This window comes from Caenibius sp. WL (genome assembly GCF_019803445.1).
In the GTDB taxonomy this organism is placed as follows: domain Bacteria; phylum Pseudomonadota; class Alphaproteobacteria; order Sphingomonadales; family Sphingomonadaceae; genus Caenibius.
Window position 1 is genome coordinate 2,950,235 of record NZ_CP081844.1, and the last position, 24,700, is coordinate 2,974,934.

A 24,700-nucleotide genomic window follows, 5' to 3' on the forward strand; every position below is an offset into this window, starting at 1 on the left:
CCCGATAACCTGAGGTAATACGGGCATCGGGGAACAGGCTGTTGACGACGCTGCGCCCGTCACTGACCGGGGAGAAACCCACCGGTGGCGTTACCGCCACCGCCTCCCAAGATGCGCTCGGCAGCACCACGGCCAAACTTCTGATCAAACTCGTCGCGCCGCTCAGGGTTCTGGCGCAAAGCATCAATGTGCGCCTGCGAAGGCGGCCCAACTTGGACCTGCCCTCCACCGCCAATTCGTGGCGTATAAACACGCGTCTCCCCGCCTGGCCCAGTATACGGGCGCACCATCCCGGCTTCGATTATTTGTTTCACCACTTCGCTAAACTCAGGCGTGCCGGGTTGAAGGCCCATGTCCTGTGCCTGTTTCCCAGCAGCAGAAAGAGCCTCTGGCTGGCCTGCGAGGAAGGAAAAGATTTCCCCCTGCCGCGCGGTCCATTCGGGATCGAACTGCGCTGGCACACCGGAGACATCAACGCCCATCTGCTGCGCGATGGATACACGGTTGGCATAGTTTTCAGGGGTGACGCCCTGAAACAGCCGGGCGATCTGACCCAACTGCGCCTGCTTCTGTTCCCGCGCGGCCTCCTCAGCTTTCGCCTGATACTGCTGCATCTGGAAATCATCCATCCGCGCCTGACGCTGGGCATTCTGCACCTGGAGCATCAGGCGGGGATCGAACTGGCTGATCTGCGCCAGCGCGTTCGGATCATCGGGGTTCATCGCAAAGTTGCGCATGGCGTTCTTGGCGTTCTGCTGATCGTTGCGCTGTTGCTGTGCGTCATAGCCCTGCTGAAAGGCCATGCCGACTTCGCGCGGGTCCATCAGGGCATTAAACATGCTCATAGTGCGCCTCTCAGAAGCCGAAGTTGTTCGCGCCGGGTGTGTTCACGTATCCGCCGAAAGCGGAGCCGGGCGTCTGGAAGCTCAAGCCAGAGCCCGCGCCCTGATAGCTGCTGGTCGGAAATAGCGCATTGGTAACGCCAGATACGCCCTGACCAATCGCGCCGAGAATGCCCGCAGTGCCCGCGTTCGAATTGTTCGCGTTTGCGATGGCGCCCTGCCCGATGGCATTGGCGGTATTCTGATTGATGCCCGTTGCTGCGTTGGCGAAGCCCTGCCCGACGCCTGCGAGGGCAGAACCGGCAGACAGACCCATGCCCGCCTGATTACCAAGCAGGGTCATGTAGTTGTTGAACTCGGCGGAGGCGAGGTTCTGGTTATACTCGGCCAAAGCCTTTTGGGCCGCACCGCTCTGGAGCATGCCATTGGCGGCGTATCCCGCGTTGACGCCATTGTTCCCCTCGTTGAGACGGAACTGATAGCCGGTGATGTTCTTGTAAGTGTTGAACGCCTGCTGAGCCGTGACCGGCTTAACAGTCGGCGTAGCGGGCGCTTGCGTCGGCTGATTTGCGTTCTGAGGCGCATATATGGACGTACTACCGGGCGGTAGCGTAATCGTCCCGTTGCTGAAATCGAAGGTCGGGAGCGCACCATTTCCCGTTACCGACGAGGCAGGCATGATGCCGTTGGGCGTGTTCACATACCCGGTGCCATTGTTGTTCGCGGGCTGGAACGTCTGCGCGGGCGCGGCAGGGAGACCGAGGAGGGCATTGTAATAGTCGCCCGCAACGTTCCCCCGCCCCACATAAGGCGAGAGAAGGCCGTAATTCTGGTTATAGATGGCCTGCTGTAGGGCAAGGCTGTCCTGATTGGCTTGAACCTGCGCATCCGTGGCCTTGTTGATGGCCTTCCGGTTTTTGCTGGCGGCTGACGACGATGCAACAGCACCGCCTATGCCAACTGCTGCGCCTACGGCAACACCTACCATATCACTCTCCGATCATTTTGGAGTAGATGCGCTCGACTTCGGTATAACCGAGCTTTTCGAACAGCCACGAGGCGTCCTTGTGCACCTTGGAACCCGCAAACATTCGTTGCACGCCGCGCCGCTTGGCTTCTGCCTCCACGGCTTTGAACAGCCGAAACCCTGCCATCTTCCCGCGATGATCGGGGTGCACCCAGAAGATATCCAGATGTAGCGTAAGGCAGGTTTGATAGTGCAGCCCCGGCGCGACGAAACCGACGAAATAGCCGACCAGCTTGCCCGCATCGCGCAGCGTGATGGTCATGACCATGCCTTGCGCATCACGCTTCAAATACTCATCGTATTGAGGATCAAGCGGTACGCAGTCCTTGTTCAGCGCCAGTTCTTCGTAATGGAGGGCCAGAAGCGGCTTCACTTCCTCCAGAAATGGAGGAAACGGTTCAACCTGGGCGGTCAGCATTGGCGAATGTCCACGATGCAAACGATCCTGTCGTCCGCGCTATTGTTGATCACCTCATGTTCCGTGCGATTGTCGATCCACCACACGGAGCCAGAGGGGAAGTTGATCGCCTCGTCACCGATGCGGAAATTGCAGCCGGGCAACGACTGGAGAGCGATTTGGTAGCGGGTGAAGTACTCGGCGGGCGCACCCTGATCGACATGGGGCAGGATGCGCTTGCCCGGACGCAGGCGGGTCAGGATGACCCTGCCCAATTGAACGCCGCCCACGCGGTGCATGAGATCGAGAACTAGGCTGCGCAGGTGCGGTAACTCGGTCCATGCCCGATACGGAAAGACCGAGATATCGTCGATGACCTCAGCGGGATCATTCGGCACCTTGTTGAACATCAGCCAGATATCATCAGCCTCGGCATGTGCCGTCCCTGCATGCTGTGTGCGCAGGGGGTTCTCATTCCATAGACCCGGCTTCACCGCCAACGCGGCAAGCGTGGGAATGGGATCGACAGCGCCGACCTGTAGGAAGTGCCTCACAGGATTACCTCACTTGTTCGCAGATCGTCGATCAGCGCTTTCAATGTACGGGAAAGGGTTTGTACGTGATTGGCCAAAGCCTGCATTTCAGCCTGCGTTGGCGGGTCGGAGACAACGGGTGCGGTGTAGGTCGCGAATGCCGCCCGGCTCGCGGTGCCCGTGGGACTGCCCCAATTGGCTGTGGTATCCTTGACGACAAACGTAGCAGCGGCTTCCTGCAGTGCTTCAATGTCGGTGCTCAAACCCTCAAGAAAGCGCTGAAAGCGAAACTCTGCCTGACCGGTGGCATTGACCAGTCTTTCCGTAGAGGTGACGAATTTACCCACGGCCCCGTCCGCCCATTTGCTCGTTGTAGAATGCCCCGCTCACCCGAAAACTCACCGGATCGGCCACGCGGAACTCGAACAAAACGCCCGGCGCATCGACAACACCCCACGAGCGCCATTCAGGCCGCTTGCGATACACGCCTTGTTTGCCAAGCGAAGTTTGCCGCCAGAGGCCCCAGGTCTGCCCGCCGTCTCGTGATAGCCGCGCTTCGACGATGGGATCGGCGTAGTCGCCCACAGTGTAATTCGTCTGGCCCGGGTTCGTCCGGATACCCAGATTATCGATTGTCATCGTTCCGCCATTAGCCGGTAAGCCAGCGCGGAAGCGGCGAACCTGCGCCGCACCCAGGTCATCGTATTCGGAGAAGATCAGCAGCTTGCCATCTTCGACCGAACCGAACACCGGGCCTGAGATCGATACACCCCCGAGGAGTGGGCCACCGTTGGAACTCCATTCCGCCCACTGCTGGCTCTTGGCCCCGTAAACCAGAGAAACTGTGTCCAAATCGATCTTGAGGAACTCGTTGCCTTCAAGATAGAACGAGGTGACCTGACAGTTAAGGGAACCGGATATCAGTTCCACAATGCCTTCGTCGCTGATCGCTAGCGGAACGTTCCCTGCACGATAGACGATGTTCTCCTCGCTGACCCACGCGAACGAGTTGTCAAAGTGCGCAGCGCAACCAGAGGCGCGAATGCCCTTTTGATACACCCGCCCTTGCATGGGAGCCCACGGCGCTGCGGACTGCCCCGTCTCGGCATGAAACTCGATGGTGTTCTGGCCGAACAGTACCAGCGAGTCTTCGATAACGAGGATATCGAGTAGATGATCGGGTTCGTTCTCAGCACTGGCGTAATCAAGCGGATCGACGACGATATCGCCGCTGCCGTTGATCATCGCCGTATAAGGCTTCGTCCAGTAGTAACGATGCGACTGAGCCCGCAGGAAAATAAAGCGCCCGCCTTGCTCCGCCACTCTCGTGACATTGGCGTTGTCGGGAAACGCCACAGATCGATAATTCGTGCCATCCCAGAAGGAAACCGTCTCACCAGCAGTTCCAATAACGCCGATTTCGTTGCCAGCGAGATTGGCCGCGCCGCTTCCAGCCAAAAGCCCCTTTCGTTCACCATCTACGTAGAAATCGGTATCCGAGACCGCGATAATTCGACCGTTCAGAACGCCTTGCTGCCGGAATAGTGCCCTTATCGGGCCATCCCCATATTGCTGACCGTTGCCTGAAAATCCTGGACGTGAGAGCAGTGAGAAACGCTCTGGCTCCGTGATTGCGGCCTCCGCGAACATGTTGACGAGCGGAAGCTGCGGTAGTTCACCGCGCGATCTCCGCACGGTACTGGTGGCAAGTCCAAGATTGGGCATCAGAAGTACTCGGTTGTCCCGCGCTCACGCGGCAACAGTGCCTGCTTGATCTGCTGGAGGCCTGTCATCGCCAGTTTCGCAGTTACCGGGGAAATTTCCCGTCCATAATTGTCCGCCACTCGAATAATCAGGTTGTTTTTGATCGCGGCGATGAACTGATCCGGCACATAGAGCTTTTCCGACGCCTCCAGAGGGAGATTGACGCCGGTGTCAGCGCCCTGCCCCTTCCAATCGGCCAGCATGTCATTCAGCCATTCAAGCGCATCGTCGAACTCGCCCGACGATGCTTGCTCACCAATCCCTACGATCTTCCGCAGCGCAAATGCCGCGATTTCCCCAGCAGTGCTAAGCCGCGCCAGATCACGCGAGACGATGGGAACATAGATCGTCTCTTTCTGTGTTTCGCCGTAGGTGGTGTAGACCGTCGCCGCTATTGTGCAGATCGCCCCCACAGCGCCGCCAGCCAGATAGACTTCGATTACCGAACTATCGTGGCTGTCGCTTACGATGCTCGCACCATCCGGCTCCAGCACATAAGACGAGATCGTATCGCCGGGCAGGAGAGCGGGCGCCCACGTGTAGCGATAGGTTGCGCCCTCCGCTTTCGGAACCCAGTTGACCGCCATGGGCTATCTCCTGCTTTCTGCGTATCGGGAGGCGGAGCGAGGGGCGGAAAGAACGCCCCGCTCTATGCCGCCTGCGGACCGATAGGCCGGGGTCGCAACGCCCCCTTCGAAATTGTCATTCTCGCCCTCAAGCGCGCCCATCACCCCGTAGATCGGCGCAACGCCGATTGCCGCAAATGTGTCGGGTCCGCTTTCAAGAGCGGCGAGATAGGCGAAATGGGGCACAACGCCCGACGCCGCAAAGATATCGGAGCCAATTTCCTGAGCGGTGAGTGCGCCGACCACTTCCGGGCGGACGATCAACCCGTCGAAATCGTCGGCACCACTTTCCACTACCGCCAGTGCGCCGGATACGGAGACTGCGCCGTAAACGATCACATAATCAGGCTGGGGTTCCGATATGACGAGATCGCCAATAACGACCGGATCGCCAGTACCGCTGAAAATGTCCTGCCCGGTTTCCGTTGCCGCCATGTATCCAACGGCAGGCTGGAAAATGAAGGCGTAGAACGTGTCATCGCCAGTTTCGGAGGCTGCAAGGCTCCCGGCGACAAGCACACCGCCCTGACCGGCGAATGTATCGGGCGCTTCCACCGCTGCCAGTGCGCCGGATATTGCAACAGTCGCAGTGGCCGCAAATGTGTCGGCTCCGCTCTCCTGTGCCGAAAGCGCGCCGAATATTCCGGGCGCGGGAAGATTAAGTCCCAGTGAACCGAACGGGACCGCACCGAACGGCGCGCCGCCGAAGATCACTTAACGGCTCCCGGCCTCGATAAACAGCGCATCGATTTGCTGTTCCGTCAGTCCAAGCGCTGTCCCGATCTGCGCAATCAGGTAATGATCGCGCCGGAACTCGGTTGCGTTCGCCCATTCGATTTGTGCAGAGCGCGGGAGTTGCGCAACCAGTGCTTCTACTGCATCGAGCTGGCCAGCACCTTCAAGGGCCAGCAACGCTTGCCGACGCGAGACCACTTCGGGGACAACCGGCGCCGGATCGGGAATTTCAACGACTTCCTCAACGCCGGTCGCAGCGTTAATGCGGAGTGCCATGCCCATGGCTTACCTCCCGAACAATGTGATGGTGCCAGCGTCGAAATTGCCAGCGATAGTCCCGACGCGAAGCGCAGAAATGCCGCCATCGCACCGCCAACCGCCTCCAAAATTGGCGGCGGCAATCGTTGGGCTTGTCGATACCGAAGCAGCCCCGCCATCGAATGAGCCCGAATTTTCCTTGTAGTTAGTAATGCGCGTCTCACCGTATAGAGAACCGCTAGCGGCAATCGCTGCCCCAACAGTCACAGCGGTTGCAAATGTCACTCCATCAGGCGACACAGATAAGTTGATGCTGGTGCTCGTTCCAGAATCATGACTGACGCCGCTATAAGCCAACCTCAGATCAGTGAAATGGCGGGGAACGCTGGTGAAATCGACCGTGTTCACGCCGGTCGGCGTTGCCGTGGCTATCTGCGTCCACTTCTGCGTGCGGGACAACAAAACGAGGCCCACGCGTTTCGTCCCCGTACTGAAATTCACCGCCGCATTGGCATTGCTGCTGCGCAAGATGGTGGTGCGGGTCAGAGTATTCGCAGCGGAGTAGGTGCCTATCCCTTCCTCCACGTCGCCAGTCGGCGCTCCATTACTGTCAACAGCCTGAATGGTGTACGGAACGGTATCGCCCACCGAACACACGGACGAGAAAGCGAAAAACCCATTCACCGCTCCCGCAAGGGTGAAAGGGCTGGTGCCTGTGCTCGTGCTCAATTCGAGGATCAAGTCCTCAGTGACGTAAGCCATGGTCAGGCGTGCTTGATCGTTGCGCTCGAAAGCGTCACGTCCTGCCCGGTGGCAATCGACGTGTTGTTAAGAATGATATCGGTCCCGGTTGTGCCAACAGTCAGCCCGGTCAGGTTCGCCGTGCCGCCGCTGGTCTTCAACTGAGCCTTCGTCGCAGTGCCAGTCCCCGTTGCGGCAACCGTGTTCGCATCGAGCACGAACGTCCAGGTATCGCCTGATATGGTCCCGCCGCTTGCGGAAAGGCCAAACGTCACAAGGACGGCATCCGCCGCTGTGAGAAGTTCAAGGGTCCCGTTCGCGAAGTGGTCGCGGGTCGTGGTCATGCGCGCGGTCTTGACCGCGACATTGTAGTTTACAGCCATTATTCGCCAACCTTCTTCCGACGCGTGCGGGGCAGAGAGCCGCCCTTCTTGCCGTTGCCATCGTGATCCAGTGGATCGGCTCGTTCGAATTCCCCCTCAATCAGCCGCAGGGCCAACTCGTCGGGGCATTCGGTGGGTTCGTGGCCATCGAACGTCACACCCTCGTAGGTGATCGACGTGCGGCCGTTGGTGTGTTCACCGGTAAAGCGGATACGCATCGGCGCCTCCCGAAATGGAAACGGGGAGCCGAAGCCCCCCGCCTCTCATCAGACCGCCAGAGCGCCCACGTAGCCCGTGAAGACGCCGTGGTCCTGGTTCTGGTACATCAGCTTTTCGACACCGAGCATCTCGTGGATGCCCACGCCCTTGACGAAGCCGTAGTCCCGAACATCGGTCGTGCTCTTCGTGGTCTGCGCCCACGCAACACCAATTGCCTGCGCACCGCACAGGAAATAGGGTTCGATGCGGGCGCTCGTCGCGCCGACATTGCCGATAGACGCGATTTCCTGAATCTTGCGGATGACCACGCCATCCCACATCAGGTCACCATCGTTCCACAGCGGGTTGCTGTCGCCGCGTTCCTGCGCATTCTGCAAACTCGTGGCCAGATCGGTCTTGAGATCACGGAACGCACCCGAGCCGACGAACATGACGTAAGTTTCGCTGTCCTCGCCCACCGTCACCGGACGGATGATGGGAGTGGACAGTTCCGCTTTCGCCTTGGCCTTCGAAACCACCTCTTTGGTGAGTTTCATGCCAGCAGTGACAAGTGCCAGATCGGCCGAGTGGTCGGTGAAGCCGCCGACCGTGCCATCCCCGAACATCACACGGTCCGAGTTGGCCGCCAGCCATGCGTCCTTGTCACCTTCGGAAGCCGACGCATAAATGATTCCGTTCTTCGAGCCCAGGGCATCGATGATGTTGGTGCGCAGCTTCTTCATGGCCCAGAGCTTGAGCTGCTCCTTGGCCGCATCACGCAGCGGAATGCCCGTGAACTGCTGGTCATTGTCCGTCACGGCAACAGCATGGCGGCGCGTGGCGACTTCGATCTTGTGACCGTAGTTGCCCAGCGCCTCTTCGTTGCCTTCCAGCAGACCATTGCCGGTCTGGCCAGCACCCGTCAGTTCGGTGATAAGCGGGAGCGTAATCCCGTCACCGGCCTTCTTGGTAAGGTCCATCTTGGTATGGATGATGCTGTTTTCGGTGGTGCCCATGTACCGCTTGAAGCGGTTTGCACGGACGTAGGACTTGAAGAAATCATTGTCCCAAAGCTCTTCAACGTTTGCAGCGTTGACAGTGGTGAATGCCATGGAAAGTCTCCATCATAGGGAAACCGGCGTCATCTCGACGCGGGATCAGCGGGGGCGACTAACTCCCCAGGATGTCTTGCAGAGACACCCCGCCAGCCTGCGGCACTACGCCGCCGCGTGACGATTGGGCATCTGCCAGCGAGTTTGGAAGAACCGGGGCAGCGGGGGCCTGCGCGGCCATTTCCGCCTGGATCTTCTCGCGAAGTTTCTGTTCGAGAGACGTGACATCGGTCGCGCCAAGTTCCTGCATCGCCCGATGGCTTTTGACGATTTGATACGCCTTGTTCCACGGGTGCGGGTCTGCACGCGCCATATCCAGCAGCGCCGGGTTCTGCTGGGCCATGGCAAGAAATTCCTGCTTCGCTTCTTCGAAATCAGGATTGGCCTGCCGGGCCATCATTTCGGACATATCCAGTCGGGCATTCAACGCAGCCGCCTGAATGACCTGTCCGCCGAAATGCTGGGTCCACCCCTGTTCATCGTCCCACAGGGACGGTGGCGGGGCGGGAGGGTTCTGGTTCGACTGTAGTTGTTCGCGAAGCCGATCACGTTCTTCTTCCGCCGCCTGACGGCGCTTCCGTTCCGCTTTCAGCCCTTCGAACTCTTCCTTGGGAAGGTCACCACCGGTCGGCTCCACCGGCTCCGCAGGGGTTTCCTGCGGCGTTTCGCCCGTTTCCTTCGTTGCAAATCGCCCTGCCTCATCGCGCGGCTGTTGCACCGGCTCGGCAGGGGTTTCCACCACCTCAGGTTCATCGCTTCCGTTCAGAATGTCATCCAGATCGCTCATGTCGTCCTCGTTCACGCCCGTTATGGTCGGCACCACCGTTCACGCCCGATTGCCCCGGCGACAGGCACGACGCGCCATCCCTCGAAAGGGACATGGAACGCGCGTAATCTCGTTGGTTAGATCATGCCCATGCTGGCTGCGGCTGCATCCTTGGCAGCGCCAACCAGTTTGGCTTGAGCGTCAGCGTTGTTGCGCTTGGTTTCGCTCTTGGTTTTCTCAACCTCGGCAACAGCGCCTTCGAACTGCAACTGCTGCGCTGCTTGCTGCATCGGGTCAGGCTTCTGGTTCTTCGCCTGCTCCATGATTTCGCGCAGCTTGTCCTTGTTCCGCAGCGACGACGCTTCGATCATCATCTCGAACATTGTCGGCAGGAATTGCGGCGGGGCCATCGGGGCCAGCTTGGTCAACTGGTCGAACTGCTCGATCTGCAAAGTCGGCGTATCGACCACTTCATCTATTTCGATATCAACGTCCAGTTCGGCAACCACGTTCATGGGCTGCATCATCACCGGATCAAGCTGCACCTGCTGACTGAACTGCGCCGCCTGCTGCTGGTCGATCTGACCAGTCCGCAGCGCTTCGCGGATTTTCATCATCGCGTCATCGGCGCGCGAGACGTTGAAACCCACAAAGCGGACGTTCTTTTCGTCATCGGTTACACGCACCCAACGTTCTGCCGTCCAGAACTGGCGAATGCGGTTCCAAACGGCCCGATAGACCCGAATATTGAAGTGCCGCAGCGCGTCCAGCAGTGGCGCGACTTCGGTCATTCCGCCCTGCTGCAAGGCGAGAATAGCCCGTCCTGACTGGCCGACCTCGGACTTGCCCTGCATCGTCGCATTCGGGCCGACAGCTTTGATGGCGTCCTTTGCCTCAGCCAGCAGGTTGAAGTGGCCCGCAGCCATCGCGCCGCTCGTCAGGTCCTCCACCTCGCCCTGTTCGGCCATCAAAATGCCATCGGGGCGGTTGAACTCCTGCCGCGCCGCTTCCGGATCAAGGCCAGATGCAGGCGATACCCGAACCGGGCGGCTGTTCGACAAATGCAGAAACTTGGACCGCCGCTTGTTCACTTCGTCTTGCAGCGTCATGAAGTCGCGCACAGGCCCATAACGGTCGTTATCGCGGTCCACATAAGCGGATTGCAGGATCAAGCCGCAATCAGGATGTCCGTTCTCGTCCAGGAACGGCGATGGGGCCGTGGGCTCCACTTCGCCGGAGAGGGTGAACACGCACCGCTCCCATTGCCCCCGCCTGCGATCATACATCGTGACGATACGGACACGGCGGCGCTTGCCATCCGACCAGTTGGCCCAGCGCGGCTTATCGTCATAGGTTTCGAAGGCGGACGAATAACCGCGCGCGAACGAGGCTTCGATTGCCGCACGCGCATCGGGCCAGCGCCGGATTGCCTCGTCAAAGTCCATCCATGTCACGTAGCCAAGATACATGGCATCGCTGAAATCAGGTTTGCGCGAATGCGGATCGAAAAACAGCCGGTCCCAATCCAGTTCCTTGATTGCCGGATCGATACCGTCGCGCACCTGCTCGGCGGTAACCTCCACGCCGCCGAAACCCTCGATCAACATGTTCTGGAACACGTGGGAACGCTTGATCGCGAAATCCTGATCCTCAGTCGCGTAACGCAGGGCGTCAGTCGCGGCGTTGGCATCATCCTCATGAACGATCGTACGCGGCAAAGCGCGCGGATCGGTACGAGACTGGCGCTCAAGGCCGCAGAGATAATCCACTTTCGGACGGATCAGGTTTTCAATGACAATCGGTTGCTTGCGCTTCTTGAGTTCCTTGATTTGCTCGGGCGTAAGCTGCCGTCCGTCATAATAATCACGGGCGCGCTCGCTTTCGGAACGGGCCTCCTGCGATGCCTGCTCCGCTTCCTCAAAGGCGCGGACAAGGGAATTATGGTGATCTTGCGCCATCATTCCTCCTAGACCGTCATCCAATCGTTATCGGCTTGCTCTTGCGGCCAGTACCCATCGCGGCGTTGCTTGTGCTTCTGCGCTGCCACAATGGCAGGATGCGCCTGATCGATAGCCCGACCGATCAAGCTCGCCGTATCAACATCGTCGTCATGCTTGCCTGCCGGGAACACCAGAAACTCACTGATGTCCGCTCCAGGCTCGAAATGCACGCGCCCCGTCGCAGCCATGGCTTGGAACGATCTGGCCCGCGTCGGCTTATCCGCGACGCTGGAAAGCCATTCCAATCGGCAATGAACGTTGCGCTCGCGCATCCGGCGCTTGAGCATCGGCTCGACAGCCTTCTGAATAACCCCGCCCTCACCGAACCAACACAGCGGCTTGTACTTCGCTATCAGATCCAGTTTACGCTCTATCCATTCGTCGCTTGCTGTCTGGCCGCGCCACCCATCGACGCGAAAAATGTCTCCGCTGGGAGAAATGCCCCAAACCCTATGGACCGTGTAATCTCCGCCGCCGTCTGTGACAGCGTAATCACTCGTTCCGTAATACCGCAGCGCAGGAAGCTTATCCCACGTGTTGAACCAGTCCCGCTTGAAGAACGTCCCTTCATCGGGCTGTGGCTTCTGCTGATAAAGCGCCGACCACTCGCGCGGGCCGACTGTGTTTTTGATGCGCAGGAGCGCTGCCTCATCGTACCATTCCGGCCAGAGCGCTTTGCCATTCTCATCGAGCGCAGGAAGCTCCAGGACGGTCCATTCACCGCCGTCCTCAACTCTGCCATCCTGTTCCAGCAGGCGGCCCGCAAGATCATCCTCATGCCAGCGCGTCTGCACCAAAACGATTGCCCCGCCCGGCATAAGCCGCGTGAACAGCGTTGATCGATACCAGTTCCAAACCTTCTCGCGCTGGGTTTCACTGTCAGCGTCTTCGCGATCCTTAAACGGGTCATCGATGATAGCGAGATGAGCGCCGCGTCCGGTTGTCGCTGTGCCAACACCAACAGCGAAATAAGCACCGCCGTGATTAGTGTTCATTCGGTCAGCGGCCCGGCTGTCCTGCCGAAGCCCGACATTGCCAAACACATCGCCATATTCAGGCGAAGAAATGATCCCTTTAACTTCTCGGCCAAAGTCAGTGGCCAGATCGCTGTTGTAGCTCGCTGAGATTACCTGATGCTTAGGGTTTCGCCCGAGATACCATGCAGGAAACCGCTTGGTGGTCTTCTCGCTCTTGCCATGTCGCGGCGGCATAAAGACCATCAGCCGGTCGATCTCGCCGCGCTCAGTGGCCTCCAAATAGGTGTCTAGTTTCCGCTGGTGTTCCGCGTGAATGTAATCTGCGTTGGTAAAGCTAGTGAACGCGGCCAGACTGCGGCGCGCCCTCTCCGCCCTGATCTCCGTCAGCGTTGGCACCCTTTGCGACAAGTTTTTCAAGCGCGTCGAGTTCATCGGCGCTGTAGCCGCTAAGGTCATGACGATATGTTACCTCAGACTTGGTGTTGATATTCACCTGCTCGCCAAATTCATCCCGAAGCCATTTGCCAGCCAGCCTCAGCCGCGTGTCTATCCGAACCCGCTTGTTGGCGACTTCAACCGCGTCACGAACAGGCTCGTCCGCGATTTCCTTGCAGTCATCGACCATCGCCCGCACACCGATCGCCTTTCGCGCGCGGAAACGTGCGGCAAATTCAGGATCGCATTCGATCCAGTCATACACCGTACGCAATCCCGGCATGCGCGGATCACGGCAAATGGCGGCAAGGCTTTCCATTCCAGAGGCGAGGCGGTCCAACAGCTCTTCGATCTGGTCATCTTGGAAGGTGCGGTTAGCCATCTACGCCTCCATGAATTAGGTCTGACGTTGCCAAGCTTCGCCACGATACTATCCGATGGTCGTACAACCTATCGGCGGGGTGGACAGCGTTAACTCGTGAAAGCAGCCTGACCCTCGAAGCCGCCGCCATTGTCGGCTTTGAAAGGACCACCCCTATGAATTTCTGCCCATCGCACACGCGATCACGTGCGCGCCGCATAAGTCGCGCTTCTGGTGTCTGTGTCGGGTGGATGGGCAAGGCAGTCAGAGAGGGAGTGATCTGACTGCCGAATGGTTGACCACGCTGGCTTTCGGCCAACCTCTATCGAGTGAATGGAACCAGCGTGGTCTAGCTTGAAGAAGCGAAAGGGCCGCGCCCGGCTTTCCGTGCGCGACCCATTCATCGAAAATGCTCTGGCGGGCATAGTTTTCGATTTTTTGTAATCAGCGTGAGACACCCCAATTACTATTTCGTCCTTTTGAATCACCTTTTGTTCCGTGTCAAGCGATCAAAGCGCATAATCCGTCGAGAGCTTCGCGCAGGCGTCTTTCATCCATCGGGTCGGCGTGCTTATGGGTACGGCGAGCGAAGATGAGATTATCAAGCCAAGGCGGCCCGTGATCCGGATTCACGTCAATGACAAGTTGGTCGAACGACCGGCGAACGCCCATCCGATCCACGAACCGCAAGCATTCCGTCAGCCATTGCTCTTGCCGCTTGATCTTCTCGTGATCCAGATCGACGATGCTGCCACCTGTCTTGTCAGCGATCGCGCTGACTATGGGGCCCGTAGTGAAAGCTCGCCAGTACGCGTTCGCAAGCTTGCGGGATAGATCAAGCAAGGCCTTTGCCTCATTCCCCTCACCCAGCAACCCCCAGCGATAGGCGCGCCCAATCTGATCGGCGCCGTCCGTACCGTACAATGATTGCATCGCCTGCGCTCGTTCCGTGCCCTTGTCGAAGTTGATTGCCGCTCGGGAGAGACGCCCTGACTTTGTGCGTGCGCCCTGCTTTCGTTTCCGCCCTGCCCTGCTCATCACTCACGCCCTCCGTACTGCAACCACGTCCCAGTCATCCCCTGTGTCCGTCCAGCGAAGCTGCTCATCAGTTCCCCTCCATCGCGAACGGCAAGCCATCCAAACTGTCGTTCAGCTCGTCATGGACCTTGAAGCTGGTTCCCATCTGGATAACCTCAGCGCCGGGGAAACAATCCTTGGCGCGGGAAATCTCCGGGAACTTCGAAACGATTTCGGCGATCTCCTCGAGCGACCATATCTGAACCGCCCGGCCATCGGGTTGGACCTGCGCCAGTTCGGCCCGATCGCGCACGAGAATTACCGGCGTGCCGTCTTTCAGTTCGAATTCCCACCACGATGGCGGTGCTGGCGAGAAGCCACTTTCGATGGCGATCCGCTCCAGCGCCTCGTACGCACGCAGCATGGCATCGCCATGTTTGCGAACGCGATCAAGATCGCTCTGCTTGAGCGAGCCAGCGCATTCGAAGCAGGCCAGTTCCCATTTGCGTTTCTGCGAAACGAATTTCTCAGTCCACGTCGGCGGAACGAGATGGGGCAATCGATTGAAGCCCCACCGGCGATTGGTCTGGCGAGCGTGTTCATCGACGGTCTTGATGATCTCGCCGATGGCACGGGCGATCATCGACCTGGTCGGTGGCGGTGCGCCGGTCATGCCGTCGCTCCCGACGCAAAAATTCCCCGAGGGGGAGCGCCCCAGAAAGCTCCCCCGTAGGGGGAGGGTCTACTTCCGCAACACTTCCGCAGACTTCCGCAAGGATTTCTGCGGGTTTCCGAAGGAGCTTCCGCAGACTTCCGCAGACTTCCGCAAAGGGCTTCCGCAAGGATTTCTGCGGGTTTCAGCGGATTGCGGAAGTCGACTTCCGCAGCTTCCGCAAGACTTCCGCAAGGCTTCCGCAGCGTCATTTCATGCTCCTCTGATGATGGGATTGAGCACACGCAGCCCCTTCGACTTCGTGTGCTGGTCGGCTATTTCGATGGCCAGACACCCGGTCTCCAGCCACGATGTGAGGTAGGTCGAAATCAGCCGTTCGGGGCACCCGAGAGCACTGGACAGGACGCTTGGCGCATACCTTCCCTGTGCGCGAGTATTCGGCGCTGTGGAGAGCGGGCTAGCCTCAATCCACTTGTCGGCGATGATCCCGAAGGCTTTCGCTATTTGCTCATTGCTCAGGTCTTCACGTTCAATGGCCGGTGCCTCCGAACGGAACGGCACCAGTGTGCTTTGCTCTTCTTCCAGTCCCTGTGCCCACGTTACCTTTTTCATGCGCATGTAGATCGGTTCTGCTTCCTCAGCGTCTTTTTGCTTTTCCGTTTTCAAGGTCACTATTTCGTCTGATTTCGATATCCTGATTGACGCGTCGCAGCCGCCCAAAAGGACTGTGCTGCCTCTCATTCCTTTTTCCTTATCTTTGCCTGAGTGGTGCACGCCGATGACGGCGCCGCCAGTATGGAGTTTGATTTCGTCACAGGCCGCGACGAAGGCGCTCATCGACTCCTGCCCGTTCTCGTCGGCGCCAGCGAGCGCGCGAGAAACAGTGTCGATGACAATAAGTCCGATCTTGAAGCCTGCGCGCGCTATTGCAGCGTCGATAGTACGGACCAGCTTGGCCCGATGCTTCTCGTCCAAAAGCTGCACGGCGATAGGAAGCAGGAGGAACGGCGCATCCGCACCTTCCAACCCGTGTTCGCGTTTCCAGCCCTTGATGCGCTTCGCAAGGCCCGCAGAGCCCTCACCGGCAATGTAGAGCACGCCGGTTTGCATGGACTGCGTGCCGTGCCAGCCCATGCCGATAGCGACGCGCAGCGCCATATCGAGAGCGATGAATGATTTGCCCGCGCCGGGGTCGCCGTAGATGACACTCAGTCCTTGCTCGGCAATCATTTCGTGGACGAGCCAGGTCGGAGGCGGGAGACGATCGATCTCATCGAAATCAAGCAGGGGAAAGATGCTGTCTGCTTCTTCCCTACCCGCTTCCTCTGTCTCGACATCATCGACCGGTTCGGCGAACCCGTATTTGGTGCGCGCGCCTTCAAGCGCGGTTTGCATTTCCCGGAGAGTTTGCTGAACGGAGTAGCCGGGCAAAGTGATGTGATCGGCTATCGCGAAGATTTCAGCACTCGTGCGATCCTTGCCCGCGAGATGAGCGACAAGGCGGATCATGTTGTTGTGCCATTGATCGCCTCGGCGGCACGCGTCGATCAGATCGCCGACTTGTGTGCGCCTCATAGCCGACAACGTCGATTGACCGGCACCAGGGCTGACGTGATCGCCTGCGCTGGAACGCCCCGGAAATGCAGCCGTGATTTGATCCGGCGTAACCGGTTCGCGTTCGTCGCTGAACCGCGTGCGGAGCGAAGTCAGCTCCATGCGGTAACCCTTGGCGAGCTTATGCTGGGGCGGATAGTTCACTGTCCCTGCGAGGCGCATGATGCGCGAGGGATTGATGACTGCATCCCCGCCCAGAGATTGGGCGATACCGCGCTGCCGCTCGGTCCACGCAGCCATGTTGCCGACCGGCTCTTCAAGCTGCCAGTAAAAGTGCGGACGACGATGTGGTTCCAGTCCTGTTGTGACCGTCATCGTCGGCGGCAAGGCCTTGAGACGCTGCCCCGCCATTTCGACGGCTTCGGCATCGTCAAGATCGGCGAATTGGTAGAACGCGATAGCGACGTCGCTATCGTTTGCGGCGCCTTTGGTTGCGGGCTTGCGCGGGTTTACGCCGACATAGACGTTCGCCCCTTCCCGATTGCGGTTCGCGGCGAAGGCGGCGGCCTCGGCGATCCCTTCGGGATGGGCGCTGAAATAGGCGCTGGTGAAGGCGGCACCGTAGCGCAATTCGATCAAGCCTTGCGGATACTCCTCTGCGCAAGGCGCAAAAAGCGTGTCCAGATGCTCTTTGATCGCACTGGTATCCGGCTCTATGATCGGTTGCACCACGGTTGCCATTCTCTTCACTCGGCTTTCGTGTCAGGGGTCCGTTCGCTCGAACCGAACGGACCCCGCTTCATCAGAAATCGACGTCATCTTCCGCAGCAGCGGGCACGGGTTGTGCCGCAGGCGGAGGGGTGTGCTGGCTCTGTGCCGGTGCAGATGCAGCCGCAGGCGCAGCGGCCTGGGACGTACCGCCGCCAAGTTCCGAAGGCCGGTCAGCCCAGGATACGATTTCGAATTGTGGGCGATAGTTGGTGCCGTGCTTGTTGGTCACCGGGGTAACGCCAACGCACTTCACCACGGGCAGCTTACCCGGATTGGAAGCCTTGTCGGCCGCCCAGTGGTCGTAAAGATCGTTCATCGCGTCGATCACGGCGCCTGCGGTCGAAGAAAACTCCCGCACGCCCATGAGGTTCTTTTCGCTGAACACGTCCAGTTCGAACCCGCGCTTGAACCCTTCGCCGGGCTTTGGCGCTGCTTCGGAGAGCGAGGGGTCCATGTTCTTCACCGGGGCCACGCCCGGCGCGAACAGGAACCAACCCGTCTTGAGATTGTCCATGTCGAAGATCGCGGTGAAGTTGGTAACTTCAAATTCCGCCGCCTCCGGCTTGTCCTCCTTGGTATAGAACCGACCGGCCTTGGCGTTGTACTTCACGTAGACCTTGAAATCACCGCCCGAAGCGGGGTTGCTCATAAAGCCCATTGTTCATTCCTCTTCACTCGTTGTGTCTGCCGATGTGGCCCGGCAGGTGCCTTCCGCCCTTGGGGCGAGAACTGGTGGCGGGTGCGCACGGCACCGCAGGAACATTCCCAGTCGTACTGATCCGTTGGCCAGTCGCAGGAAGGGGAATGCTCGGAAGAGCGCGTCATGCCGAATCGCCCCAAATTTCAGCGGCGATGCGGCGCGCAGATTGATCGCCCCAGTAAAAACTGGAGAGGTCCGGCGCGAAGCAGCGGGTCAGATATTCCGGGTCATCGCTCAGCGAGAGCAGGCGCTCGATAGCCTGCGCGGCACGGACGAAACTCGCCAGGTGAGCGGCGGAATCCTCAATGACGTAAACAGCGATGCTCTTGGCCGACACATAGGCCATACGAACCTGAAGGTTCGATCCGTGTCGGGTGTAGAGCGAACCCTGACGGGCGTGCGCATCGCTGATCTGCGAGGGAATACGGCCGACCGTCTTGAGGTCACCGATGATGCCGTGCTGTTCCCAGTAGAAGTCGAGATATCCCCAAACCGGGACGGGAAGACCGGCAAGATCGATCACCATCTTGTGCTGGCGTTCGCCGCCTTCCGGGGCAGCGGGGACGCCGTATTGGCGCAGTTCCGCAAGAGCGACCGCCACGGACGGCGCGATAGATCCGCGCTCCTTTTCAATACGGGGGTCAGAAGACAGCCGCGTGAGAGAATGGAACTTCTCAAGCGCAAGTGTCTGGCATTCCTCAATCGGCATATCCGGCGCAAACAGGCCAGCCTCAACGCCGCATTCGATTGCCGTTCCCCGATGCGCGGCCGGGCCTACCGGAGTCCGCTTCTTCATCAGGTATGATGCGCACCAGAGTGCCGGCTGTGCGATGAAAAGGTTCACCGACGATGCTGACAGGTGATCGATCCCGTGTTTCGCAAAGGCGTTCATGCGGCCGCCCTCGCCTTCTTCGCCTTCCGTGCCTTTCGTTTGCGCGGAGGAAACTCGGCAATGACAACACCATGAAGGGCTTCGACGAGCTTCTTCTTCAGGCGGTAGACCGGCGTCAGCACGCCTTTCACATCTTCGACGATGCGGCACGTCGAACTGAAATACGCGAAGTCAGCACGGTATGTGCAGATGTGCCGACCATCGATAACGATGGGAAATTCCGGCTGCATTTCCAGACGGGAGATATTCCCGGTCTGTTGCAGCGTATGAAGCGTGTCGCAGCGCGCCGCTTCGATTTTGCTGTCATGGACATGACCATGCGCGCACGCAGTGCGTTTGGCGGAATACTTCGTCATTCTTCCAATCCCAATTCCAGCATTTCAGCCTGGGCCGCGACCTGACGCCTGATTTGCGCGAGCGTTTCCTCAGTGATGAGGTCCGGCTCAGCGAGCAGCTTGGCGAGGTCCGCCTCAATCTTTCGAAGAGCGCGCGCGATCATACCTGCACCTCCAGCGGGAAATGCTTGCAGCCGATGTCTTTGCGGGTGTTGCAACGCGGGCACGGATCGCGGCTGACGCGAAGTGTTTCGACAAGGGCTTCGCGCTGCTCGAACGCCTTGCGCACGGCTTCGCCGCGCCGCCACTTGTCGGACCCGACCGGCCACGGCCTGCCCTGAAACGGAATGCGCCAGATTAGGTCATTCTTCGGTTTCAGCGCGACACCGCTGCGCGCCAGAGCAATGCGGGTGGCGAAAGCTTCACTGGCCTCCGTCATTATGCGCTCGTGTTCGTGCGGCTTTTCGATGCAGTGGCTGCTCATGCCGCCCCCTTGATCTGGTCGGCCTCGGAGCAAATGGCCCCGAGCGCTTTCATCAGGGGACGCGCGGCATCGGCCAATTGAAGCGTTTCGACATGGCAGCGATGGCCGTCCTCCAGCGCCGCAGCGAACTGGCCCGCGAGGTTCGACAGGCTGGAAATCGTGTGAAGATCGTTCGCCGCTTCGTTGCGCAGCGGACGAATACCGACGCCATAAAGCGCAAGAACTTCGTCCAGCGCCGTCAGATCGGCAGCGAGAAAGTCGAGCAGGCCCTTGCCGGTGGTATCGTGCGAGCCGCCCGAGAAAAGCTTGTCGAGCGCGCGCGTGGTCCGGCCCGACTTGTCGGCCACCTGCCCCCGCCCATGCCTGGCGCTGACGCGCGACAGCCCGAGAATGAGATTGTCCCGGTACTGCGCTTCGCTCGGAAGCTTGCCATTCGGAACTACAGTGTTGCTATCCATGGGTATTCCCATCGCAATGGAAGGAAGGACAAACAGACCGGAAGCCTTCGGCACGTTGGCCAAGGCGGTCATCGAAAAGCTGGGTGGCCGGGGTGGATTGCAGTACCCCGGCCATGGGGGTGGTGATGCCGTCCTGCATCTACCGCTCCATGATCCAGTGGATCGGCCAGACGAACACGAACACGAGATCGGCGTACCAACCACGGCTTTGCGTTTTGACCGTGAGATAGATGCCCGTGCCGATCCAAAGTCCGGCGACAATTGCACCCGCTACGCTTGTGCATGCGAGTACCGTCAGGCCAACGGCGATCAACACCCAGATCATGCAGCCCTCCCCTTGGGTTGGGGGGATGAGACACGCGCACTTTTCGGCGGAAAATCGTCTGCGGTGATCCGCTGCTTCTTCTTTCGCGCTAGCTCAAGGATCGGGGGGCGGCGCCACTCGGGAATGAAATTGACAGTCTTCCAGCTTTCGATTGTAGTGAGCGGAAAGCCGGTCCCGCGCGCCAGTTCGGCCGAACCGCCAAGTGCGTTGATTATGTCGGATGCCGTGAACATAACCCAATGCTACGATAACCGTAGCATATTGGCAAGCATGTAATACGATGTTCGTTGCGGACGCGCTACGCGTGCCCTGCCATTATGCAGGAATGCTAGATTCTAAAGGTCTGATCACCGCGCTCGAGAGCCTCAAAGCGGCAAAAAAGACCACGAATGCGGACATTGCGCGCCTGCTCAATCTGCCGACCTCTCGGGTAGCAGAGTGCTTTTCCGGCAAGCGTCGGATCACAATCGACGAAATGAAGGTTCTCGTCGAACATTTCGGCCTTGAGGCTACCTCGCTGGTGACCCCTAATGCAGAAACGCTTGAGCCGATTTTAGGGGAACTTTTGCTACCATTGGTGCCGCCCGGCCGCCTGACGGATCAATCTCGGAAAGCCTTAGCCCAAGCGCTGTCATATGCTCTTGAGTTGCTTGATAACTCCGTTTCCAGTCACGCCACCGAGGATGCGATAAAGGTGGCCGCTCGCGCAGCAGCTCTTCGATTTCGCGATTCAAAGCCGCAATAGTCTGCCGCGTGATCGCGCAGTCCAGATAGCACGGCTCACACCCGCCCGCACACTCTGGTGACGCAAGCTTGATGCGGCGCATGTGTTTCTCCTTATTCGCGCGAATCAATGTTCCCGATTCGTTCTCAATATGCCATAATGGAAACCTGTAGGAAACTACCGATGCACGCGTAGGATTTCTTTCCCATATGTAGGATTTTTCCTACGATGAATCGAGGATTTATGCCCTCCCGTATCAGCTTCGCCATCGTCCTTTCCTTCTGCGTCCTCGCCTTTGCGACCATGTTCCTTGGCGCTTACTCCATGGCGTTCGGTCAGGAGCCACAGACGGTCATGTGCCGGGTGAAGTGGGTCCATGACGGCGACACCTTCCGCTGCGACGGATACGCCAAGAGCACCAGGCTATTCGGTGTGGACGCACCTGAGATGCCCGGAGCGTGTCGGCAAGGCCGTGTCTGCACCCCGGGCGATCCCTACGCCAGCAAGGCATACCTGGAACGCCTGATCGGCAACAGGACGCTGGAATGCGATCATTTCGAAACGGATCACTACGGGCGGCCCGTCATGCGCTGCTGGGCAGGCGGCCGGGACCTATCCTGCGCCATGGTGAAAGCGGGGATGGCGGTGGAGAGGTATGGGCGGTTGAATTGCTGAGGGCGTGAAAATTCAAATCTGAACTGGGTTAGGCAGCCAACAAACGGCCTTCGGATACGCGCGCAAACGACATCCGCTCACCGGCCGCCATACCCAGCAAGTTCATTGCATCAGAGGTCCATCCATCTCGCTCATCGTAAACGAGGATAGGCCGTGCACGAAGCTCTTGTGCCCGAACTACATCAAGGCTTTTAACAATGGCCGCATTGACGGACGAGGAGTCGGGGCTCACAGCATCGACCAAAATCACTTCACCGTCTTGCTCAATGCCAAAGTCAAAAGTCTGCTGTTTAGCATGGCCGGTAAACTTGAAGTTTGGGGTGCCTTCAGGAAAACGCTGCCGCAAAGCATCGCGAACGCGCACATCCAGTGGCTGGCCGACCCGAACTTTGCTGTGCGCCAACATGTATTGCGCTGCTCGCAAACTCGCATCGGCAACCAAAGCAACGCCAATACCGACATCATTCAGCTTAATTCTGTCCCGGAAAATTTCTCCTTCCGGCGTCAGCCGAAAGCCAGTCTCCGTCAACAATCTGCGTACATGTCCGACTGCAGGGAATGACTTCCCATGCTGTGATAGTTCGTCAAATGCGGCGCCGTTATCATGCATGAACAGCAATCCGTCACGCATCTGAATATGGATATGGATCAACAATCCGGAGGGCATCATCGTGTCGGCCAAAACGCGCACGCCATCGTGGACAGGCGTAAAATCGCGGGATGCGCAAAGGGCCTCCTTGATCTCCTGCCAATCCATTAGAATAGTCCTCCTTGGCCCGGCCACACGATGGGGAGCCATGCTGGCGATTCTATGCCGGTTTGGCGTAAAAACCAAACGAACGCTGCTTCGCGTGTGTCAATTTCTGTAGGCAGAATCTCAGCGTACGGCAGGATTGCGCGATTTCTAGCCGTCAAATGTCGGTTGTCCGCCCATCGGTGGAAGTGGGCAGTACTGATCGTTTCGCCAGTGATACGATTCCGATGTCCAGACCCAATGCAGAGCCGCGCAACACACTCGGGTGCGAGCAGTACTATAACGATGTATTCGGGAATGGCAGTGCGGATGGTCACCTCGATCTCGGCACCGCTGGACACTCCATCGACCTCAATCGGGATGCGGGTTTTCATTTCTCCTACACGAGACTTGTGCGGGAGCCATTGAGGCGCAGCGGGCAAGCGCTTCCGCTCGCTCAGGAGAAGCGCGTCAATCTCTGCGACGTTCATGAGAACACATTAGTTGCAGTCGGCCCCTCCGATTCCCCTGCCCCCATCAAGCCAGACAGGCGCGTGTTTGCAATGAGATTTTGATGTGCTGAAATAATGCTACGATTTCCGTATTGACATATCGCTACGATAAACGTAGCTTAATCCCATCAGCCGGACGAGCCGAAAGCGCAGACCCCGGCTCCCGATGGGAGACATTCGATGGCAAAGTTCAAGCTTACCGCTGCTGACTACGCAGCCATGGCGGACATGAAGCCGACCGACCGGCAGCTTTATCTCGATACCGTTGTCTATCCGCGCTTCTACAATGAGAAGCTGGGCCTGACCCGTGCCCGTCTTCACTTCCACGCGGATATCGCTTTCCACAACAGCTATCAGGCATGGCGTGATGATTTCATCGCCCGCGCTTCTGAAAGCTACGTGCCTGCACAGGTGGCGGCATGACACCTTGGACTTACGTCACCGATCCGGCTGAATTCGCATTCGAATACGTTGTGGATGCGAATGGGTCGATAGTCGCGCAGCCGAAGGGTGCAGATCGCGCCCGCAAAGGCCGCCTGATAGCCGCCGCTCCTGAAATGGCGACACTGCTGCGCAAAATCGCTGGCCGCAAATGGAACAGCATGACGCAGGGCTGCAACGCCATCTCAGAGGCCCAGCGGGAAGTGCGCGCCCTTCTCTCCCGCATTGAGGGAGAAGGAGAATGAGCGCCCTCGCCCAAATCCGCCCGGCGTATGCTCATCTGCTCCCGCCACCCGCGCCGACTCTTCGCGATCTATGGTTGGCGGCAGCGGAAGCATCTGAGGCGCTGACCAAAGCCAATGGCGAATGGTCGCTTGAGGTTGCAGCGGACGAAGCCCGACAGGCTCTCATCGATCACCTGCTGTTCGAACACGGTCTGACTGCCGCCGATCTGCGGAGGCATGTGCTGTGAACGAGCGCCCCACCCTTCGCGATGCTTTCACCGGCGAAAATCTGCTCGGATTTTTGCTGATGATCGCAGGCGTCAGCCTCATCCCGTTCGCGGTCGTGCTGCTGGAAGCGGTGTTCTCATGATCCCCCAGCAAGCCCCGATCAACCGCCACGCAACCCAGCGCCGTTCGGCAGACACATCTTGGCCCCTTCGCGGAGCCGATGGACGGCCATTCTACGAGCGCAAGATCACCAGGGACCGGCCGGGGCTAATAACCCCGGCCGGGGAAAAGTGATGACTCCCCCCGTCACGACCCCGACCGCCGAAGAACTGGCGCTGGCGAGGAAGATCGTAGGTCGCCAACTCCGCATGGAACCCGAGGACATCACTTGGTGGAATGAACTTCCGGAGGTCCAAGCAGCCCTATCCGCCATCCGCGAAACGACCGTGAAGGTAATCAAGCTTGCCGAGCAACAGCAGCAGGATTTCCTCTCGCCGGAGTATGCGACTGGGCAGCCGCTGTCATCGTTTCAGGAACGGTTTGCCTGTGGCCAGATTGCCGAAGCCCTTCGCTCCAACGCCCACCTGAAAGGCGAAGCCCATGACGGCTGACACATGCGAAACCTGCCGCTTTCGCGGTGGTGTCTATAAGCCTGCCGACCATGGCATAGCAGGCGTCGAGGGTTTGACCTTCAAGTGCCGCCGTCATGCACCGCTTATCACTGGTGGGCTCCACGCTCCGACGATGACCGTTTGGCCTTGGGTCCGGCTCCACGATTGGTGCGGCGACTACGCTCGGG

36 protein-coding genes are annotated in these 24,700 nt (G+C 59.1%); 7 read left to right on the forward strand and 29 right to left on the reverse strand.

Annotated elements, in window-relative coordinates:
- Positions 1 to 59: 59 nt before the first annotated feature.
- From K5X80_RS14130 to K5X80_RS14265, 28 genes are all read right to left on the reverse strand, one after another.
- Positions 60 to 824 (reverse strand): hypothetical protein, encoded by a 765-nt coding sequence (locus tag K5X80_RS14130; protein WP_222558349.1) that lies wholly within the window; start codon positions 822 to 824, stop codon positions 60 to 62.
- Between the two features lie 31 nt (positions 825 to 855).
- On the reverse strand, positions 856 to 1,830 hold the full coding sequence (locus tag K5X80_RS14135) for a hypothetical protein (RefSeq protein WP_222558350.1): 975 nt from the start codon (positions 1,828 to 1,830) through the stop codon (positions 856 to 858).
- A gap of 1 nt (position 1,831) precedes the next feature.
- Positions 1,832 to 2,287, reverse strand: coding sequence for a GNAT family N-acetyltransferase (locus K5X80_RS14140; protein ID WP_222558351.1), 456 nt, complete (start codon positions 2,285 to 2,287; stop codon positions 1,832 to 1,834).
- On the reverse strand, positions 2,281 to 2,820 hold the full coding sequence (locus K5X80_RS14145) for an aspartyl/asparaginyl beta-hydroxylase domain-containing protein (protein ID WP_222558352.1): 540 nt from the start codon (positions 2,818 to 2,820) through the stop codon (positions 2,281 to 2,283). The genes K5X80_RS14140 and K5X80_RS14145 overlap by 7 nt, the downstream gene beginning before the upstream one ends.
- A complete protein-coding gene (locus K5X80_RS14150; protein ID WP_222558353.1) occupies positions 2,817 to 3,146 on the reverse strand; it encodes a hypothetical protein in 330 nt (109 codons plus the stop codon). Before K5X80_RS14150 ends, K5X80_RS14145 begins: the two co-directional genes overlap by 4 nt.
- Positions 3,139 to 4,524: a packaged DNA stabilization protein gene (locus K5X80_RS14155; RefSeq protein WP_222558354.1), complete on the reverse strand. Its 1,386-nt coding sequence runs from the start codon at positions 4,522 to 4,524 to the stop codon at positions 3,139 to 3,141. Before K5X80_RS14155 ends, K5X80_RS14150 begins: the two co-directional genes overlap by 8 nt.
- Positions 4,524 to 5,150 carry a packaged DNA stabilization gp4 family protein gene (locus K5X80_RS14160; protein ID WP_222558355.1) on the reverse strand — a complete coding sequence of 209 codons (627 nt, stop codon included), beginning with the start codon at positions 5,148 to 5,150 and terminating at the stop codon, positions 4,524 to 4,526. Before K5X80_RS14160 ends, K5X80_RS14155 begins: the two co-directional genes overlap by 1 nt.
- 3 nt (positions 5,151 to 5,153) lie before the next feature.
- Positions 5,154 to 5,903: a hypothetical protein gene (locus tag K5X80_RS14165; RefSeq protein ID WP_222558356.1), complete on the reverse strand. Its 750-nt coding sequence runs from the start codon at positions 5,901 to 5,903 to the stop codon at positions 5,154 to 5,156.
- Positions 5,904 to 6,206, reverse strand: a complete 303-nt coding sequence (locus tag K5X80_RS14170) for a hypothetical protein (protein WP_222558357.1) — start codon at positions 6,204 to 6,206, stop codon at positions 5,904 to 5,906.
- Positions 6,207 to 6,209: 3 nt separating this feature from the next.
- Positions 6,210 to 6,944 carry a hypothetical protein gene (locus K5X80_RS14175; RefSeq protein WP_222558358.1) on the reverse strand — a complete coding sequence of 245 codons (735 nt, stop codon included), beginning with the start codon at positions 6,942 to 6,944 and terminating at the stop codon, positions 6,210 to 6,212.
- A 2-nt stretch (positions 6,945 to 6,946) separates the two neighbouring features.
- Positions 6,947 to 7,306 carry a hypothetical protein gene (locus K5X80_RS14180; protein WP_222558359.1) on the reverse strand — a complete coding sequence of 120 codons (360 nt, stop codon included), beginning with the start codon at positions 7,304 to 7,306 and terminating at the stop codon, positions 6,947 to 6,949.
- Positions 7,306 to 7,524, reverse strand: a complete 219-nt coding sequence (locus tag K5X80_RS14185) for a hypothetical protein (RefSeq protein WP_222558360.1) — start codon at positions 7,522 to 7,524, stop codon at positions 7,306 to 7,308. The genes K5X80_RS14180 and K5X80_RS14185 overlap by 1 nt, the downstream gene beginning before the upstream one ends.
- A gap of 48 nt (positions 7,525 to 7,572) precedes the next feature.
- The gene (locus tag K5X80_RS14190) at positions 7,573 to 8,616 is read right to left on the reverse strand and encodes a N4-gp56 family major capsid protein (protein ID WP_222558361.1); all 1,044 of its coding nucleotides are present in this window, start codon (positions 8,614 to 8,616) and stop codon (positions 7,573 to 7,575) included.
- Between the two features lie 58 nt (positions 8,617 to 8,674).
- Complete coding sequence (locus tag K5X80_RS14195) at positions 8,675 to 9,403, reverse strand: hypothetical protein (RefSeq protein ID WP_222558362.1); 729 nt, start codon at positions 9,401 to 9,403, stop codon at positions 8,675 to 8,677.
- A 116-nt stretch (positions 9,404 to 9,519) separates the two neighbouring features.
- Entirely contained in the window at positions 9,520 to 11,340 is a 1,821-nt protein-coding gene (locus tag K5X80_RS14200) for a portal protein (protein ID WP_222558363.1), read from the reverse strand.
- Between the two features lie 8 nt (positions 11,341 to 11,348).
- Positions 11,349 to 12,638 (reverse strand): terminase large subunit domain-containing protein, encoded by a 1,290-nt coding sequence (locus K5X80_RS14205; protein WP_222558364.1) that lies wholly within the window; start codon positions 12,636 to 12,638, stop codon positions 11,349 to 11,351.
- Between the two features lie 55 nt (positions 12,639 to 12,693).
- Positions 12,694 to 13,176 (reverse strand): terminase small subunit-like protein, encoded by a 483-nt coding sequence (locus K5X80_RS14210; RefSeq protein WP_222558365.1) that lies wholly within the window; start codon positions 13,174 to 13,176, stop codon positions 12,694 to 12,696.
- 480 nt (positions 13,177 to 13,656) lie between these two features.
- Positions 13,657 to 14,193 carry a hypothetical protein gene (locus tag K5X80_RS14215; RefSeq protein WP_222558366.1) on the reverse strand — a complete coding sequence of 179 codons (537 nt, stop codon included), beginning with the start codon at positions 14,191 to 14,193 and terminating at the stop codon, positions 13,657 to 13,659.
- Between the two features lie 67 nt (positions 14,194 to 14,260).
- Positions 14,261 to 14,845: a hypothetical protein gene (locus K5X80_RS14220; RefSeq protein ID WP_222558367.1), complete on the reverse strand. Its 585-nt coding sequence runs from the start codon at positions 14,843 to 14,845 to the stop codon at positions 14,261 to 14,263.
- A 252-nt stretch (positions 14,846 to 15,097) separates the two neighbouring features.
- Positions 15,098 to 17,140 (reverse strand): AAA family ATPase, encoded by a 2,043-nt coding sequence (locus K5X80_RS14225; RefSeq protein WP_222558368.1) that lies wholly within the window; start codon positions 17,138 to 17,140, stop codon positions 15,098 to 15,100.
- 61 nt (positions 17,141 to 17,201) lie between these two features.
- The gene (locus tag K5X80_RS14230) at positions 17,202 to 17,819 is read right to left on the reverse strand and encodes a hypothetical protein (protein WP_222558369.1); all 618 of its coding nucleotides are present in this window, start codon (positions 17,817 to 17,819) and stop codon (positions 17,202 to 17,204) included.
- A gap of 172 nt (positions 17,820 to 17,991) precedes the next feature.
- Entirely contained in the window at positions 17,992 to 18,762 is a 771-nt protein-coding gene (locus K5X80_RS14235) for a hypothetical protein (protein ID WP_222558370.1), read from the reverse strand.
- Complete coding sequence (locus K5X80_RS14240) at positions 18,759 to 19,118, reverse strand: DUF1064 domain-containing protein (protein ID WP_222558371.1); 360 nt, start codon at positions 19,116 to 19,118, stop codon at positions 18,759 to 18,761. The genes K5X80_RS14235 and K5X80_RS14240 overlap by 4 nt, the downstream gene beginning before the upstream one ends.
- The gene (locus tag K5X80_RS14245; protein ID WP_222558372.1) at positions 19,115 to 19,261 is read right to left on the reverse strand and encodes a hypothetical protein; all 147 of its coding nucleotides are present in this window, start codon (positions 19,259 to 19,261) and stop codon (positions 19,115 to 19,117) included. Before K5X80_RS14245 ends, K5X80_RS14240 begins: the two co-directional genes overlap by 4 nt.
- On the reverse strand, positions 19,258 to 19,581 hold the full coding sequence (locus K5X80_RS14250) for a hypothetical protein (protein ID WP_222558373.1): 324 nt from the start codon (positions 19,579 to 19,581) through the stop codon (positions 19,258 to 19,260). The genes K5X80_RS14245 and K5X80_RS14250 overlap by 4 nt, the downstream gene beginning before the upstream one ends.
- The gene (locus tag K5X80_RS14255; protein ID WP_222558374.1) at positions 19,578 to 20,039 is read right to left on the reverse strand and encodes a hypothetical protein; all 462 of its coding nucleotides are present in this window, start codon (positions 20,037 to 20,039) and stop codon (positions 19,578 to 19,580) included. Before K5X80_RS14255 ends, K5X80_RS14250 begins: the two co-directional genes overlap by 4 nt.
- Positions 20,040 to 20,178: 139 nt before the next feature.
- Complete coding sequence (locus tag K5X80_RS14260; RefSeq protein ID WP_222558375.1) at positions 20,179 to 20,364, reverse strand: hypothetical protein; 186 nt, start codon at positions 20,362 to 20,364, stop codon at positions 20,179 to 20,181.
- Positions 20,361 to 20,597, reverse strand: a complete 237-nt coding sequence (locus tag K5X80_RS14265) for a carph-isopro domain-containing protein (RefSeq protein ID WP_222558376.1) — start codon at positions 20,595 to 20,597, stop codon at positions 20,361 to 20,363. The genes K5X80_RS14260 and K5X80_RS14265 overlap by 4 nt, the downstream gene beginning before the upstream one ends.
- Positions 20,598 to 20,644: 47 nt before the next feature.
- On the opposite strand from K5X80_RS14265, the gene K5X80_RS14270 reads away from it, so the two are divergent.
- Positions 20,645 to 21,109: a helix-turn-helix domain-containing protein gene (locus K5X80_RS14270; RefSeq protein WP_222558377.1), complete on the forward strand. Its 465-nt coding sequence runs from the start codon at positions 20,645 to 20,647 to the stop codon at positions 21,107 to 21,109.
- Positions 21,110 to 21,331: 222 nt separating this feature from the next.
- Positions 21,332 to 21,763 (forward strand): thermonuclease family protein, encoded by a 432-nt coding sequence (locus K5X80_RS14275; RefSeq protein WP_222558378.1) that lies wholly within the window; start codon positions 21,332 to 21,334, stop codon positions 21,761 to 21,763.
- Between the two features lie 28 nt (positions 21,764 to 21,791).
- Here K5X80_RS14275 and K5X80_RS14280 read toward each other — a convergent pair whose 3' ends face one another.
- Positions 21,792 to 22,520: a hypothetical protein gene (locus K5X80_RS14280; RefSeq protein WP_222558379.1), complete on the reverse strand. Its 729-nt coding sequence runs from the start codon at positions 22,518 to 22,520 to the stop codon at positions 21,792 to 21,794.
- Positions 22,521 to 23,188: 668 nt separating this feature from the next.
- On the opposite strand from K5X80_RS14280, the gene K5X80_RS14285 reads away from it, so the two are divergent.
- From K5X80_RS14285 to K5X80_RS14300, 5 genes are all read left to right on the forward strand, one after another.
- Positions 23,189 to 23,431, forward strand: a complete 243-nt coding sequence (locus K5X80_RS14285; protein ID WP_222558380.1) for a hypothetical protein — start codon at positions 23,189 to 23,191, stop codon at positions 23,429 to 23,431.
- On the forward strand, positions 23,428 to 23,694 hold the full coding sequence (locus K5X80_RS14290) for a hypothetical protein (RefSeq protein ID WP_222558381.1): 267 nt from the start codon (positions 23,428 to 23,430) through the stop codon (positions 23,692 to 23,694). The genes K5X80_RS14285 and K5X80_RS14290 overlap by 4 nt, the downstream gene beginning before the upstream one ends.
- Entirely contained in the window at positions 23,691 to 23,921 is a 231-nt protein-coding gene (locus K5X80_RS14295; protein ID WP_222558382.1) for a hypothetical protein, read from the forward strand. The genes K5X80_RS14290 and K5X80_RS14295 overlap by 4 nt, the downstream gene beginning before the upstream one ends.
- A complete protein-coding gene (locus K5X80_RS17125; protein WP_261390551.1) occupies positions 23,918 to 24,043 on the forward strand; it encodes a hypothetical protein in 126 nt (41 codons plus the stop codon). Before K5X80_RS14295 ends, K5X80_RS17125 begins: the two co-directional genes overlap by 4 nt.
- Before the next feature lie 151 nt (positions 24,044 to 24,194).
- Positions 24,195 to 24,512: a hypothetical protein gene (locus K5X80_RS14300; protein WP_222558383.1), complete on the forward strand. Its 318-nt coding sequence runs from the start codon at positions 24,195 to 24,197 to the stop codon at positions 24,510 to 24,512.
- Positions 24,513 to 24,700: the final 188 nt, after the last annotated feature.

Coding starts and splice junctions, on each gene's coding strand:
- K5X80_RS14260 (WP_222558375.1), bottom strand. CDS start 20,364: ATGATCTGGGTGTTGATCGCCGTTGGCCTGACGGTACTCGCATGCACA.
- K5X80_RS14170 (WP_222558357.1), bottom strand. CDS start 6,206: ATGGGCATGGCACTCCGCATTAACGCTGCGACCGGCGTTGAGGAAGTC.
- K5X80_RS14210 (WP_222558365.1), bottom strand. CDS start 13,176: ATGGCTAACCGCACCTTCCAAGATGACCAGATCGAAGAGCTGTTGGAC.
- K5X80_RS14285 (WP_222558380.1), top strand. CDS start 23,189: ATGGCAAAGTTCAAGCTTACCGCTGCTGACTACGCAGCCATGGCGGAC.
- K5X80_RS14215 (WP_222558366.1), bottom strand. CDS start 14,193: ATGAGCAGGGCAGGGCGGAAACGAAAGCAGGGCGCACGCACAAAGTCA.
- K5X80_RS14130 (WP_222558349.1), bottom strand. CDS start 824: ATGGACCCGCGCGAAGTCGGCATGGCCTTTCAGCAGGGCTATGACGCA.
- K5X80_RS14220 (WP_222558367.1), bottom strand. CDS start 14,845: ATGACCGGCGCACCGCCACCGACCAGGTCGATGATCGCCCGTGCCATC.
- K5X80_RS14240 (WP_222558371.1), bottom strand. CDS start 19,118: ATGACGAAGTATTCCGCCAAACGCACTGCGTGCGCGCATGGTCATGTC.
- K5X80_RS14295 (WP_222558382.1), top strand. CDS start 23,691: ATGAGCGCCCTCGCCCAAATCCGCCCGGCGTATGCTCATCTGCTCCCG.
- K5X80_RS14255 (WP_222558374.1), bottom strand. CDS start 20,039: ATGGATAGCAACACTGTAGTTCCGAATGGCAAGCTTCCGAGCGAAGCG.
- K5X80_RS14235 (WP_222558370.1), bottom strand. CDS start 18,762: ATGAACGCCTTTGCGAAACACGGGATCGATCACCTGTCAGCATCGTCG.
- K5X80_RS14275 (WP_222558378.1), top strand. CDS start 21,332: ATGCCCTCCCGTATCAGCTTCGCCATCGTCCTTTCCTTCTGCGTCCTC.
- K5X80_RS14280 (WP_222558379.1), bottom strand. CDS start 22,520: ATGGATTGGCAGGAGATCAAGGAGGCCCTTTGCGCATCCCGCGATTTT.
- K5X80_RS14160 (WP_222558355.1), bottom strand. CDS start 5,150: ATGGCGGTCAACTGGGTTCCGAAAGCGGAGGGCGCAACCTATCGCTAC.
- K5X80_RS14300 (WP_222558383.1), top strand. CDS start 24,195: ATGACTCCCCCCGTCACGACCCCGACCGCCGAAGAACTGGCGCTGGCG.
- K5X80_RS14265 (WP_222558376.1), bottom strand. CDS start 20,597: ATGTTCACGGCATCCGACATAATCAACGCACTTGGCGGTTCGGCCGAA.
- K5X80_RS14135 (WP_222558350.1), bottom strand. CDS start 1,830: ATGGTAGGTGTTGCCGTAGGCGCAGCAGTTGGCATAGGCGGTGCTGTT.
- K5X80_RS14250 (WP_222558373.1), bottom strand. CDS start 19,581: ATGAGCAGCCACTGCATCGAAAAGCCGCACGAACACGAGCGCATAATG.
- K5X80_RS14225 (WP_222558368.1), bottom strand. CDS start 17,140: ATGGCAACCGTGGTGCAACCGATCATAGAGCCGGATACCAGTGCGATC.
- K5X80_RS14190 (WP_222558361.1), bottom strand. CDS start 8,616: ATGGCATTCACCACTGTCAACGCTGCAAACGTTGAAGAGCTTTGGGAC.
- K5X80_RS14185 (WP_222558360.1), bottom strand. CDS start 7,524: ATGCGTATCCGCTTTACCGGTGAACACACCAACGGCCGCACGTCGATC.
- K5X80_RS14155 (WP_222558354.1), bottom strand. CDS start 4,524: ATGCCCAATCTTGGACTTGCCACCAGTACCGTGCGGAGATCGCGCGGT.
- K5X80_RS14200 (WP_222558363.1), bottom strand. CDS start 11,340: ATGGCGCAAGATCACCATAATTCCCTTGTCCGCGCCTTTGAGGAAGCG.
- K5X80_RS14290 (WP_222558381.1), top strand. CDS start 23,428: ATGACACCTTGGACTTACGTCACCGATCCGGCTGAATTCGCATTCGAA.
- K5X80_RS14140 (WP_222558351.1), bottom strand. CDS start 2,287: ATGCTGACCGCCCAGGTTGAACCGTTTCCTCCATTTCTGGAGGAAGTG.
- K5X80_RS14230 (WP_222558369.1), bottom strand. CDS start 17,819: ATGAGCAACCCCGCTTCGGGCGGTGATTTCAAGGTCTACGTGAAGTAC.
- K5X80_RS14175 (WP_222558358.1), bottom strand. CDS start 6,944: ATGGCTTACGTCACTGAGGACTTGATCCTCGAATTGAGCACGAGCACA.
- K5X80_RS14245 (WP_222558372.1), bottom strand. CDS start 19,261: ATGATCGCGCGCGCTCTTCGAAAGATTGAGGCGGACCTCGCCAAGCTG.
- K5X80_RS14270 (WP_222558377.1), top strand. CDS start 20,645: ATGTTCGTTGCGGACGCGCTACGCGTGCCCTGCCATTATGCAGGAATG.
- K5X80_RS14195 (WP_222558362.1), bottom strand. CDS start 9,403: ATGAGCGATCTGGATGACATTCTGAACGGAAGCGATGAACCTGAGGTG.
- K5X80_RS14180 (WP_222558359.1), bottom strand. CDS start 7,306: ATGGCTGTAAACTACAATGTCGCGGTCAAGACCGCGCGCATGACCACG.